Origin of the sequence: Flavobacterium sp. (genome assembly GCF_004211145.1) — a bacterium.
GTDB lineage: Bacteria > Bacteroidota > Bacteroidia > Flavobacteriales > Flavobacteriaceae > Flavobacterium.
The window spans coordinates 59,364-71,716 of record NZ_SEBS01000019.1 but is presented as its reverse complement, the minus strand read 5'-3'; the positions used below and the strand labels follow the sequence as shown (position 1 = coordinate 71,716).

General features: G+C 47.2%; 12 protein-coding genes. 10 read left to right on the top strand and 2 right to left on the bottom strand.

What is annotated here, in order from left to right:
• Positions 1-225: 225 nt before the first annotated feature.
• A complete protein-coding gene (locus EOO50_RS10540) occupies positions 226-684 on the bottom strand; it encodes an Lrp/AsnC family transcriptional regulator (RefSeq protein WP_290839913.1) in 459 nt (152 codons plus the stop codon).
• Between the two features lie 204 nt (positions 685-888).
• Here EOO50_RS10540 and EOO50_RS10535 point away from each other — a divergent pair, with 204 nt between their 5' ends.
• From EOO50_RS10535 to EOO50_RS10520, 4 genes are all read left to right on the top strand, one after another.
• Positions 889-2,103, top strand: coding sequence for an aminotransferase class I/II-fold pyridoxal phosphate-dependent enzyme (locus EOO50_RS10535; RefSeq protein ID WP_290839911.1), 1,215 nt, complete (start codon positions 889-891; stop codon positions 2,101-2,103).
• Positions 2,104-2,182: 79 nt separating this feature from the next.
• Entirely contained in the window at positions 2,183-2,974 is a 792-nt protein-coding gene (locus EOO50_RS10530) for a choice-of-anchor J domain-containing protein (RefSeq protein WP_290839910.1), read from the top strand.
• A complete protein-coding gene (locus EOO50_RS10525; protein WP_290839908.1) occupies positions 2,947-4,074 on the top strand; it encodes a T9SS type A sorting domain-containing protein in 1,128 nt (375 codons plus the stop codon). Before EOO50_RS10530 ends, EOO50_RS10525 begins: the two co-directional genes overlap by 28 nt.
• A gap of 205 nt (positions 4,075-4,279) precedes the next feature.
• Positions 4,280-5,422, top strand: coding sequence for a T9SS type A sorting domain-containing protein (locus EOO50_RS10520; protein WP_290839907.1), 1,143 nt, complete (start codon positions 4,280-4,282; stop codon positions 5,420-5,422).
• 32 nt (positions 5,423-5,454) lie between these two features.
• On the opposite strand, the gene EOO50_RS10515 is transcribed toward EOO50_RS10520, so the two are convergent.
• Positions 5,455-7,137 (bottom strand): amino acid permease, encoded by a 1,683-nt coding sequence (locus EOO50_RS10515; RefSeq protein ID WP_290839906.1) that lies wholly within the window; start codon positions 7,135-7,137, stop codon positions 5,455-5,457.
• A 262-nt stretch (positions 7,138-7,399) separates the two neighbouring features.
• Between EOO50_RS10515 and EOO50_RS10510 the strand changes: the two genes are divergently transcribed.
• The 6 genes from EOO50_RS10510 to EOO50_RS10485 all read left to right on the top strand — a co-directional run bounded on the left by EOO50_RS10510 (position 7,400) and on the right by EOO50_RS10485 (position 12,353).
• Positions 7,400-8,035: a peroxiredoxin gene (locus EOO50_RS10510; protein WP_290839905.1), complete on the top strand. Its 636-nt coding sequence runs from the start codon at positions 7,400-7,402 to the stop codon at positions 8,033-8,035.
• A gap of 120 nt (positions 8,036-8,155) precedes the next feature.
• Positions 8,156-8,470, top strand: a complete 315-nt coding sequence (locus EOO50_RS10505; protein WP_290839903.1) for a thioredoxin family protein — start codon at positions 8,156-8,158, stop codon at positions 8,468-8,470.
• Positions 8,470-8,727 (top strand): hypothetical protein, encoded by a 258-nt coding sequence (locus EOO50_RS10500; protein WP_290839901.1) that lies wholly within the window; start codon positions 8,470-8,472, stop codon positions 8,725-8,727. The genes EOO50_RS10505 and EOO50_RS10500 overlap by 1 nt, the downstream gene beginning before the upstream one ends.
• A gap of 226 nt (positions 8,728-8,953) precedes the next feature.
• Positions 8,954-9,451, top strand: a complete 498-nt coding sequence (tpx, locus tag EOO50_RS10495; protein ID WP_290839900.1) for a thiol peroxidase — start codon at positions 8,954-8,956, stop codon at positions 9,449-9,451.
• A 3-nt stretch (positions 9,452-9,454) separates the two neighbouring features.
• Complete coding sequence (locus EOO50_RS10490) at positions 9,455-9,829, top strand: diacylglycerol kinase family protein (protein WP_290839899.1); 375 nt, start codon at positions 9,455-9,457, stop codon at positions 9,827-9,829.
• Between the two features lie 25 nt (positions 9,830-9,854).
• The gene (locus EOO50_RS10485) at positions 9,855-12,353 is read left to right on the top strand and encodes a DNA translocase FtsK (RefSeq protein ID WP_290839898.1); all 2,499 of its coding nucleotides are present in this window, start codon (positions 9,855-9,857) and stop codon (positions 12,351-12,353) included.

The window sequence follows — 12,353 nt, the reverse complement described above, 5'->3', positions numbered from 1 at the left end:
AAAGACGAAAGACGAACGACGAAGGACTGACGTAATCGGAAGGCAACGACTCAAATCAACGAATCAACAAATCAACAAATCAACAATTAAGCGAATCAACAAATCAACAATAAAGCGATTAGTTCAAACACCGCATATTATTCAAAGTTTACCGTTTTCAATTTTCTTTTCGTAATTGCGATTAGCGTCGGATTGAATTTTTACATCGCACGAAAATTCAAGTGATCATAACGAAAAAACCGTCGTATTCTTCACCTCGGCGATCATTAACGAACTCTGCGTGCTGCCGATGTGCTGCAACGTCGTAAGTTTCGTAACCATGAATTGGCGGTATTCTTCCATGTCGTGTACGCACACTTTTAAAATGTAATCGTAATCGCCGCTCACGTGGAAACATTCGAGCACTTCGTCCAGTTTCACGACCTCGGTTTCGAAACGCGTCAGGAATTCGCGCGAATGTTGCATAAGCTTTATGTGGCAGAACACGACGAAATTGCGATCGATCTTTTTCCGGTCGAGCAACGCCACGTATTTTGAAATAATGCCTTCGCGTTCCAGCTTGCGGATGCGCTCATAAACCGCCGTGACCGAAAGATCGAGCTTCAACGAAAGGGCTTTCGTCGTCGGCGTGCTGTCGGTTTGCAGTAATTTGAGCAGGTGTTTGTCTTTATCGTCCAACATCATCGGATAAAAAATCTAAGATTCAACTTAATCGCTTTTGAATTCCGTAAAATAATCCATCAATCGAACAAATATCAGACTAAAAAACCAATACAATCAAAACCCATTGATTATAAATCTAATTGTTTTCAACTTTGCCAAGAAAATGAAAAGCCAAACGGAAGACAAGTACAATATCCGATTTACCGATTAAACAATTAAACAAAAATGAAATTCCACCCCGCAAACAACATCCAGGACCTGCAATACTTCGGCGAATTCGGAGGCGTAAATCCATCGATATCCGATTCCTCGACCTATACTTTTTTGTCGGCCAAAACCATGTTCGACACGTTCGAAGGCAACGCTGAAGGCTGCTATTTGTATTCCCGACATTCCTCGCCGAGCAACCTGTATCTCGACAAAGCGCTCGCCGAAATGGAAGGCACCGAAGCCGCTTGCGTCGCGGCATCGGGAATGGGCGCGATCACGTCGACGCTTCTGCAATTGTGCGAAAACGGCGATCACATCGTGTCGAGCCGCACGATCTACGGCGGAACGTATGCATTTCTCAAAAACTTCGCGCCCAAACTTGGCATCGAATCGGCGTTCATCGATTTCACGAAACCCGAGCTCGTCGAAAAAGCGATCACGCCCCAAACCAAAATTTTGTATTGTGAAACCGTGAGCAATCCGCTGTTGGAGATCGTCGATATTTCGGCCATTGCGAAAATTGCGAAAAAGCACAAACTCAAACTCGTCGTCGACAACACATTTTCGCCACTGAGCGTTTCGCCCATAAAACTTGGCGCGGACATCGTGATCCACAGCATAACCAAATACATCAATGGCAGCAGCGACACGGTTGCGGGAGTAAGTTGCGGCTCGCGAAAATTCGTCGACGATATGAAAAACGTAAACAACGGAGCTGCGATGTTACTTGGCCCGACGATGGACAGTTTGCGGTCGGCGAGCGTGATGAAAAACCTGCGCACGTTGCATATCCGCATGAAACAGCACAGCCATAATGCCCAATATCTAGCCGAGAAATTCGAGTCGATTGGCATCAAGACCGTTTATCCCGGGCTCAAAAGCCATCCCGGATATGAACTTTACAAGACGATGATGAACGCCGAATACGGTTTTGGCGGCATGCTTACAATCGACGTCGGGTCGCTCGAAAAAGCAAACGAACTCATGGAACTCATGCAGCAGCGCAACCTGGGTTACCTCGCGGTCAGCCTCGGGTTCTACAAGACGTTGTTCAGCGCGCCCGGAACGTCGACATCGTCTGAAATTCCGCTTGACGAACAAAAGGAAATGGGTTTGACCGATGGTTTGATCCGGTTTTCGATCGGGCTCGACAACGACATTGAGCGTACGTTCCAATCGATGTTGAAATGCATGCAGGAAGTCGGTGTGCTGACATTGGTTTCCGCCTAAATAAACTATGGTTTGAAAATTTGACCTGCTTTGACGAGCAGGTTTTTTTTTTGCTATATTTCGGAAAAACAATCGCATGATGAGAAAATTACTTTTATTGTTTTCATTTCTAGCATTTTACAATGCGAACAGCCAGTTTTACGAGGATTTCGACGCACTTACGACGTTTCCGCCGCCCGGATGGTTGGTTACCGACAATGGTGTGGGGACAATTAATTGGGATTTTAATGTCCCTATTGCAAATTTCCAGATAAACAACACGAACTGTGCGTTCATGAACCGTCAAAATATCGGAGCGGGAAATACGTCCCAGGATTGGCTCATAATGCCCGCCATTTCGATAAACACCGATGACGCGCTGCTATTTTTGACAAAGCAGGGCATTGCCGGAACCCAATTCACCACTTTTCAGATTATGGCTTCAACAGGAGCGCAAAATGACCTTTCGGGTTACACGACAATCGCCAATTGGAACGAAATCGAACTCAACCCAGTCTATAATCAACCTACCCAAATGCTTGTTTCCCTGAACGAATTTGCAGGTCAATCCACACATATCGCCTTCGTGCGCACGTATACACAACCTACTGCATCGTTGAGTGGAGACCGCTGGCTTGTCGACAACGTTTCGGTCGGGCCTGCCGTACACGTAAGCGGAACGGTGTCGTACAGCGATTCGCCCGATTGTACCAATGGAATTGGAATTCCCAACATACAAGTAGAAGGAGTCGGTGACCAGCAACAAATAACGGTCTTTACCGATGCCGATGGAAACTACACATTTTACATGCCCGGAACGTCAGCTACGGTAACGACTGAATTGTCGGAAACTATTTCACAATTATGCCGCCGAGTTACAATTTTGAACTAAACGACGCCTCGGTCGATAACGCCGATTTTTGTGTCGTGCCAAACGGTATCCAGAACGATCTCACGATCCAAGTGATACCCATAAATCCTGCGCGTCCTGGTTTCGATGCCGCATATAAAATTATTTACGCGAACCGTGGAACGAGTACGCTTTCAGGTACGATAGAGGTGCTTTTCGACGACGCGCACACTGACTTCGTTTCATCAGATACGGCTTTACAGTCGCAGTCACTCAATACGCTCGTTTGGCAATATCCGACGTTGTTGCCTTTCCAAAGCGGCGAGATAAATTTTACGTTGAATTTAAACGCTCCGATGGAAACGCCACCGGTGAACATCGGCGACCAACTCAACGTATCGGCGACTATTTTCCCGATCGAAAACGACGTCGTTCCCGCCAACAACCAATCGCTGCTCAAGCAAACCGTCGTAGGTTCGATGGACCCGAACGACAAACAAGTGACGGAAGGCGCTACGATTTCTCCATCGCAGACCGACGAATTCCTGCACTATTTGATCCGATTCCAGAACACAGGAACGTTTTATGCTGAAAATGTGGTCGTGCGAGACGAGTTGAGCCAGATGCTCGATTGGTCAACCGTCGAAATAATCGGGGCAAGCCATAATTTCCGCACGTCCTTGAACCAAAACATACTCGAATTCGCATTCGACGACATCATGTTGCCCGCAGTGGGCGACGATGAGCCCGGAAGCCACGGTTTCGTGATGTTCAAGGTCAAGCCGATCGCCGGTTTCAGCCTCGACCAATCGGTTTCGAATACGGCGAATATTTACTTCGACTTCAACTTTCCGATCGTCACTAATACGGTTACGACTACGGTTACGGCACTGTCGGTACCTGAACAACAATCATCTGCCTTTACGCTTTTTCCGAATCCGGCGAACAGTCGATTCACCGTGAACGGAAATGACGTGAATTCGATTTCGATTTTCTCGATTACGGGAAGACTTTTGTTGCAAAAAGATTTTTCTTCAGGCGACGAAATCGTGATGGATGTCGAATCGCTTGCTTCAGGAACGTACGTTGTAAAGATTAAGGGTGCCGCATTAGAAAGCGTGAAAAAGTTTATAAAACTGTAAGACAAAACGCAAATAAAAGCCAATTCGCTTACTGCAAAAGCGGTTTTGGCTTTACAATTTCCTATCGAAACCCAAAGTATAGTAGCTTTAAAAACCAAACGACACTATATTAAGAAACTCTACCTTATCGCATTCCTTTGTTGTTTATCGACGCACGCCCAAAACATCGTATTTTGAAGATCCTGATCTCAAGGACGCTTTTCTCGTGCTCTATGATCTGGATTTCGACAACGAGATCAGCATGGACGAAGCCGCGGTGGCAGGATCGCTTTTCATTTTTGGTGAAAATATAGAATCCGTCGGCGGAATACAATATTTCACAAATGCTAATACGATCATGGTCGTGCAGACGTCGGTGCCAACTCTTGACTTGACGGTTTTCCCGAATCTCTACGACGTTTCGCTCATGAATAATGCGTTGCTTACGACAATCAATTTTGATACGCAGCCGAACATCTGGACCCTGGAAATTATAGGTAACGCCGTCGAATTGCTCGATTTGACGGGACTGACTGCTTTGACGCATGTTGAAATTACTCAAAATACGTCACTTACCGGGCTTCTTTTCGCCGAATTGACGTCAGTACAATCCATGTGGATCACGCACAACGGCCTAACTGAAATCGACTTGTCAAATGTTGCGACCGCCGATCTCGACTTGAGTTACAACGAGTTGGAAACCATTGTTTTTCCATCGTCCGAAATTCAATACCAACTCGATATCTCGGGTAACAATTTCACGTCTATCGATTTGTCGGGCATAGCTTCGAACACTTTCACATCCCATCTTGTCATTGAGGAGACGAATTTGTCGGCACTGGATTTTTCGTTTCCGCTGTATTACGCATCGATCCACGTCAATAACAATTCGCAACTGCAGACCATCAATTTCCAAAATGAATCGTTTGATGGTTGCGCCTCGAACTGCAACGTCGGGCAAATCGAAATGAGCAATAATCCCGCGCTGGCTTCCGCTTGCGTGGATGCGTTCGAAGTTTGGACGACAAATCCTGACTTTTGGGTCGACGGACAAACTTGGATTGCACAAATTACGGGAAATCCGAACTTGATATTCAATACCGATTGTTCGCTCGAATCTATCCAAACCGAATTTCACGAAGCCAAGCTGTTTCCCAACCCGGCGAACAATCGTTTTATGGTTTCGTCAAGTTCGGACATTTCAAGCGTAAACATCTATTCCATTTCGGGATTGTTGCTACAGCACACAAACGCCGACGCGCGAACAAATAGCATGGAAATTCCCATTTACGGGTTGTCATCGGGAACATATTTCGTCGAGATTCTTTCAAGCTCCGGCAAACAAATTAAAAAGATTGTCAAGTTGTAATAAAAAACCCGCTCGTGAAGCGGGTTTTGATTTTATGCGTTTTTCACATTAAGCTTGCTCTTCTTATATCCGTAGCAAAAGTAGAACACGAGCCCGATCACGAGCCAAATGCCGAACCATTTCCAGTTGCTCGGCGCCATTCCCGTCAAAAGGTAACAACATGAAACCAGTCCGAGCAATGGAATCAGCGACAGGTTTTTCACGAACGCCAAAACAGCCATCACGACGCAAAGCACGAAGAACAATATCATCGACAGATTCGCAATGATCGCGTCGCCTGAGAAATTGAATGTGTCGCTGAAAAACGTCGGAAATAAATATTGGATCAATCCGCCCGAAACGACGAGCATCGCTGGATAAATAAATTTCGAATTGATATACGGAATCCTGAATTTGCCGCTGGCTTTGCGTTCGGCCATTTCTTCTTCCGACTGTGGAGAAAGTACCAAAACACCGCCGCAGACCAATACGAACGCGAACAATGTCCCGATGCTTGTAAAGTCGAGCACGAAATTCTCATCGGTAAAGAAAATCGGAATCCCGACGACAAGACCGGTTACGATCGTAGCGAATCCCGGTGTCTTGAACTTCGGATGGATGCTCGAGAATTTCTTGGGCATCAACCCGTCGCGGCTCATCGTCATCCAGATACGCGGCTGGCCCAACTGGAACACGAGCATGACGCTTGTCATCGCGACCACTGCGGCAATCGACACGATGAACAGCATCCATTTCACGCCTTTCAACGCGAAAATTTCGGCCAACGGATCGCTCACGCCGAGCAACGTATAGGAAACCATTCCCGTCAATACGAGCGCGAGAATTATATACAAAACGGTACAGACCACGAGCGAATAAATCATTCCTTTTGGCAAATCGCGTTGCGGGTTCTTCGATTCTTCGGCCAAGGTCGAAACGGCGTCAAATCCGATGTACGCGAAGAAAACGGCCGAAACGCCACCCATGACGCCACCGAATCCGTTCGGCATGAATGGCGTCCAGTTGTCGATATCGACATAGGTTGCGCCGACTACGATGACCAACGCGATGATCACGAGTTTTACGACAACCATCACGTTCGAGAAATTCTTGGATTCCTTCGTTCCGCGGTAAACCAAATATGTGATCAGGATATTTATGACGACCGCAGGCAAATCGAAAATGATGCGCAATCCGCCGACCACGGGTGCATTTTTCCAAGCCGCTATGCCTTCATTGCCCTTTCCGGCTTCGACCGCATCCCAAGCCGATTGGTAGTTTATCGTGAGCCATTCCGGTAAATGCAGATGGAAACTTTCGAGCAGGTTCGTGAAATAACCGCTCCATGAAAATGCGATGTAGATATTTCCGATGGAATATTCCATGATGAGCGCCCATCCGATGATCCACGCGAACAGTTCGCCGAACGAAACGTAAGCGTACGTATAAGCACTTCCCGAAACCGGCACACGAGACGCGAATTCGGCGTAACACATGGCCGTGAACCCGCAAGCGATCGCGCAAATCACGTAAAGGATGACGACTCCGGGGCCGCCTGAAAAACAAGCGTTTCCGATTGCGCTGAATGTTCCACCGCCAATAATCGCCGCAATCCCGAAAAACGTAAGGTCGCGAACGGTAAGCACGCGATGCAAGCCTGTGAGTTCTTCGCCGTCGCCTCCTTGTTGAAGGATTACTTTGGTGGGTTTCTTTCGGAACAAATCTGAAAATGCCATGTATGGTTTGGTTTGGTTAAAATTTTCTCGCGGACAAATATAGGAAAGCAAAAATTTCAAATTGCAATATGACAAAAATCATTTGATTCAATTTACGACGTACATAATTTTACTCCCAATATTTTAAGGTATTCCCAAACATCGTGAGAGTATAGTCGAAATTGATTTTGAAATCAAAATATATAATGATTCCTGATTGAAAAATCGCACAACCGCAACCTATTTTTGCGGCATTAAAAATAACTTATAAACCGAAATAATTATGTCATTCGTAGGTAAAAAATTTCCAAGCATTGCAGTAGACGCCATCTCTGAAATGGGCGACAACCTCAAAATCAACGTATTCGAGGAAGCGGTGAACAACAATAAAAAAGTGATCCTTTTCTGGTATCCGAAAGATTTTACTTTCGTTTGTCCGACTGAACTTCACGCGTTCCAGGCAGCTCTTGGTGAATTCGAAAACCGCAACACGATCGTGATCGGCGCGTCATGCGATACGAACGAAGTACACTTCGCCTGGCTGAACACGCCAAAGAACAACGGTGGAATCGAAGGTGTTACCTACCCGATCCTTGCCGATACGAACCGCAACTTGTCGAACATCCTGGGCATCCTTGACATCGAATCGTCATCGTACGACGAAGAAAACAACACGCTGATCGTAGAAGGTTCGAACGTGACATACCGCGCGACATACCTTATCGACGAAACCGGAAAAGTATTCCACGAAAGCGTAAACGACATGCCACTCGGACGCAACGTGAACGAGTACCTTCGTCTGATCGACGCCTACACGCACGTCCAAACCAAAGGCGAAGTCTGTCCTGCGAACTGGGAAGAAGGAAAAGAAGCGATGAATGCGACGAGAGAAGGAGTTGCTTCGTACTTGAATAATTAATAATGAATAATTAATAATGAACAATTGATAATGAATAATAGGTTCCGTGCATTGAAAGAACGATTTGATCGGCTCGGCGAGAATCATTAATTATTCATTATTAATTATTAATTGAATCAAATGCTAATAGAACTCTCCACGGACACACTTTCTGAAATCGTCCAAAACAACGATAAAGTCATTGTCCAATATTCAGCGTCGTGGTGCGGAAACTGCCGTATCATGAAGCCCAAATTCAAGAAATTCGCAACCGAGAACGAAGATGTAACTTTCGTGATCGTCGATGCTGAAGCCGCGCCCGAATCGCGCAAGCTCGCCAACGTATCGAACCTTCCGACGTTCGCGTCGTTCAAAGGCGGCAAATTATTGAACGAGACCCAAACGAACAAGGCCGAGGTCCTGGCCGAATTGGTAACCGAAATCTCGTCGAACTGATGAAGCTTCCCGTTATCAAACACCTGACCGAGTTCATCGAGGCCAACGACCAGGATTACGTGATCGAAGCCGTCGAAGTTTTGGAAGCGCTCACCGAAGTCCCGTCGCTCAAAGACGAAGAGCTCGATGTGATAGGCGAACTCATCTCGAACATGTACGGCGCGCTTGAAGTCAGCAAGATGGTAAAGAGCGGCACCCCGAAAAAGGAAGCGCTCAACGCCTTCATGCAGCGCGTGCTCGGTTCGATAGACAAATAAGAAGTTACATTGATTGGTAAAAGGCGCCCTTGTTTTCAGGGGCGCTTTTTTTTGTTTATTATTTTATGCATAACTTAAATTTCAGGATTCGATCATCTGTGAAAAGGTTTTTATCTTGCATCGGATTATAATAAAAACCAAACCTCGAAGTAAATTTGGATTGACGCGAAAAACCGCGATTAACTCAGGGCTTTTTTTTACTTTTGGACTTTAAAACCTAAACCATATGGCAACAGTGACTCTTGGGGGAAATCCCATCCACACATCAGGCAACCTTCCGCAAAAAGGCGAAAGCGCCAAAGATTTCCAACTCGTAAAAGACGATCTTTCGACCGTTTCACTCGCTGATTATAAAGGGAAAAACGTGATCCTCAATATTTTCCCGAGCATCGATACTTCTACTTGCGCCACATCGGTGAGAAAATTCAACGAATCGGCCGCCGGGCTTGAAAACACGGTCGTTTTGTGCGTGTCTCGCGATTTGCCATTTGCCCAAAAACGTTTTTGCGGAGCCGAGGGAATCGACAACGTCTTCTGCCTGTCCGACTTCAAGGACGGAAGTTTCGGCAAGGATTACGGATTGGAAATCACCGATGGGATATTTGCCGGCCTGCATTCACGCGCCGTCGTCGTGATCGACCAAAACGGAACCGTAGCCTACAGCGAACAGGTTGGCGAGATCGCCGACGAACCAAATTACGAATCCGCGTTGGCCGCCCTATAATTAATGGAGTTCGAAAAAGACAATACATTCCTGACGGGTAGGCTCAAAAGCGTGAAGTTCGCCTTTTTGGGCGCCGTGAAACTCATCACGACCGAACACAGTGTCATGGTGCAGTTTTCGATCGGGATTTTGATGGCGATTGCGGGAATCATATTCAAGATTTCGGCTACCGAATGGCTGTTCCAGACGCTCGCGATCGGATTGGTGATGAGCGTCGAAGGCTTGAACACGGCCGTCGAGAAGATCGCCGATTTCATACATCCGCAGTACCATGAGAAAATCGGATTCATAAAAGACATTGCCGCCGGAGCCGTATTTTTCGCGGCCATCACGGCAATTGCCATCGGGCTCATCATTTACGTACCAAAATTCATCTAGATAAACGCATCGCATCGCGCTGAATATGGCAAAAACAAGAAAAGCCGCCGACACAAACGAAAAGGCCACGACGAAAAAACCACGCCGATTATCGCGCCGACATGAAATATTCATCGGTTCCATATTCGTGCTCATCGCAGTGGCGTTGCTATTGTCGTTCATCTCGTTCTTCATTTATTGGAGAGGCGACCAAAGTACGCTTGCTTCGTGGTCAGACCGCAGTTTGAAGGCCGCGAACTGGCTCGGAAAATTCGGGGCCTGGCTCGCCGACTTCTTCGTCTACCGAGGTTTCGGCGCAGCGTCGTTTCTGTTCGTGAAACTGTTTTTCCTGACGGGAACGTTCCTTATTCTCGACGTGCCGTTGCGCAAACTCAAGAACATCTGGTTCTGGGATTTGTTCGCGCTCGTCGTGTTGTCGATATTGTTCGGATTCTTCGCCGACTCGATTCCTGAACTCGGCGGAACCGTGGGATTTGAAATGAATACGTTTTTGCAGGATTATATCGGAAGCACGGGAACGCTTTTGGTCCTGGTGCTCGGCATCATCATCTATCTGATTTACAAAATAAAAGTTTCGCCCGACGCGATCAAGAGTTTCTTCGAACGCAAGAAAAAGGAAATCGACGAGGAAATGGCGAGGAAAAAAGCCGCAGCGGCAGTCGCAGTCGCCGAAAATCCGGCGGGTTACAACCTTGAGGAATTTGCCGTTGAAGATAATCTCGAGGATGAATTCATTCCCGAGCCAGAACTGAAACCCGCTTCGAAATTCGAAATTGACAAAGACGCGTTGAAACCGACGATCGAACATTCATCTGAAATTCATTTGTCGTCCGACATAAAACCCGAGACCAAATCCGAAAAACCCGAACTTAAGCTCGATGTATTGCCGACTCCGGTTGCCGCACCACACATTATCACGACCGATGACGAAGCGTTCACGATCGAACAGGCGCCTGAAGAAGATATCGTCGAAGAAAATCTCGCGGCACGTCTTGTCGAAGACTTCGGCCTTTTCGATCCGACGCTGGAACTTTCAAATTATAAATTCCCGACGATCGACATGTTGCGCGACTATTCGGGCGGCGGCATCACGATCAATCAGGAAGAACTCGAAGAAAACAAGAACCGTATCGTCGAAACCCTTCGCAACTATAAGATTGACATCGCGCAGATCAAGGCGACGGTCGGTCCTTCGGTAACACTTTACGAAATCGTACCCGAAGCTGGAATCCGAATCTCGAAGATCAAGAGTCTGGAAGATGATATCGCGTTGTCGTTGTCGGCACTCGGAATCCGTATCATCGCGCCGATTCCGGGAAAAGGGACGATCGGTATCGAAGTCCCGAACAAAAATCCTACGATGGTTTCCATGAAATCGGTGATCGCGTCGGCCAAATTCCAGGAAGCCGAAATGGAGCTTCCGATCGCGCTCGGAAAAACGATCTCGAACGAAACCTTCGTCGTCGATTTGGCAAAAATGCCTCACTTGCTAATGGCCGGTGCGACAGGACAGGGAAAATCGGTCGGTTTGAACGCGGTCTTGACGTCGCTTTTGTACAAGAAACATCCGGCTGAAGTAAAATTCGTTTTGGTCGATCCGAAAAAAGTGGAACTCACGCTGTTCAACAAGATCGAACGCCATTATTTGGCCAAATTGCCTGATGTCGAAGATGCGATCATCACCGACAACAACAAAGTAATCAATACCTTGAACTCGCTTTGCGTCGAGATGGACAACCGTTATTCGCTGCTCAAGGACGCGATGGTGCGTAACATTAAGGAATACAACGACAAGTTCAGGAACCGAAAACTCAATCCCGAAGCCGGCCACCGCTTTTTGCCGTACATCGTTCTCGTCGTCGACGAATTCGCCGATCTGATCATGACGGCCGGAAAAGAAGTCGAAACGCCGATCGCGCGTCTGGCCCAGCTTGCGCGTGCTATCGGAATACATTTGATCATTGCGACGCAGCGTCCGTCGGTAAACGTGATTACGGGAATCATCAAGGCGAACTTCCCGGCGAGGATCGCATTCCGCGTGACATCGAAGATCGATTCGCGTACGATTTTGGATACGCAGGGCGCCGATCAGCTTATCGGACGAGGCGATTTATTATATTCGAACGGAAACGACGTCGTGCGTGTACAATGCGCGTTCGTCGATACGCCTGAAGTCGAGAAGATTACGGATTTCATCGGAGCGCAAAAGGCGTATCCGAATGCGTACCTTCTTCCCGAATACGTACCCGAAGGCGAGACTGGCATCAATCTTGATATCGACATTTCTGAAAGGGATTCTCTTTTCAGGGAAGCAGCCGAGGTCATCGTGACTTCACAACAAGGTTCGGCCTCGTTGCTGCAACGCAAACTTAAATTGGGTTACAACCGCGCGGGAAGGCTCATCGATCAACTCGAGGCTGCCGGAATCGTCGGGCCTTTTGAAGGCAGTAAGGCAAGAAGCGTGAACATTCCTGATTTGTCGTCCCTGGACCAGTTTTTCGCTAATGAACAAAACAATTTGTAA

What these genes read in the sequence shown, in the direction of transcription:
- EOO50_RS10540 (WP_290839913.1), bottom strand. Translation starts at nt 684, where the DNA reads ATGATGTTGGACGATAAAGACAAACACCTGCTCAAATTACTGCAAACC.
- EOO50_RS10535 (WP_290839911.1), top strand. Translation starts at nt 889, where the DNA reads ATGAAATTCCACCCCGCAAACAACATCCAGGACCTGCAATACTTCGGC.
- EOO50_RS10530 (WP_290839910.1), top strand. Translation starts at nt 2,183, where the DNA reads ATGAGAAAATTACTTTTATTGTTTTCATTTCTAGCATTTTACAATGCG.
- EOO50_RS10525 (WP_290839908.1), top strand. Translation starts at nt 2,947, where the DNA reads ATGCCGCCGAGTTACAATTTTGAACTAAACGACGCCTCGGTCGATAAC.
- EOO50_RS10515 (WP_290839906.1), bottom strand. Translation starts at nt 7,137, where the DNA reads ATGGCATTTTCAGATTTGTTCCGAAAGAAACCCACCAAAGTAATCCTT.
- EOO50_RS10510 (WP_290839905.1), top strand. Translation starts at nt 7,400, where the DNA reads ATGTCATTCGTAGGTAAAAAATTTCCAAGCATTGCAGTAGACGCCATC.
- EOO50_RS10505 (WP_290839903.1), top strand. Translation starts at nt 8,156, where the DNA reads ATGCTAATAGAACTCTCCACGGACACACTTTCTGAAATCGTCCAAAAC.
- EOO50_RS10500 (WP_290839901.1), top strand. Translation starts at nt 8,470, where the DNA reads ATGAAGCTTCCCGTTATCAAACACCTGACCGAGTTCATCGAGGCCAAC.
- tpx (WP_290839900.1), top strand. Translation starts at nt 8,954, where the DNA reads ATGGCAACAGTGACTCTTGGGGGAAATCCCATCCACACATCAGGCAAC.
- EOO50_RS10490 (WP_290839899.1), top strand. Translation starts at nt 9,455, where the DNA reads ATGGAGTTCGAAAAAGACAATACATTCCTGACGGGTAGGCTCAAAAGC.
- EOO50_RS10485 (WP_290839898.1), top strand. Translation starts at nt 9,855, where the DNA reads ATGGCAAAAACAAGAAAAGCCGCCGACACAAACGAAAAGGCCACGACG.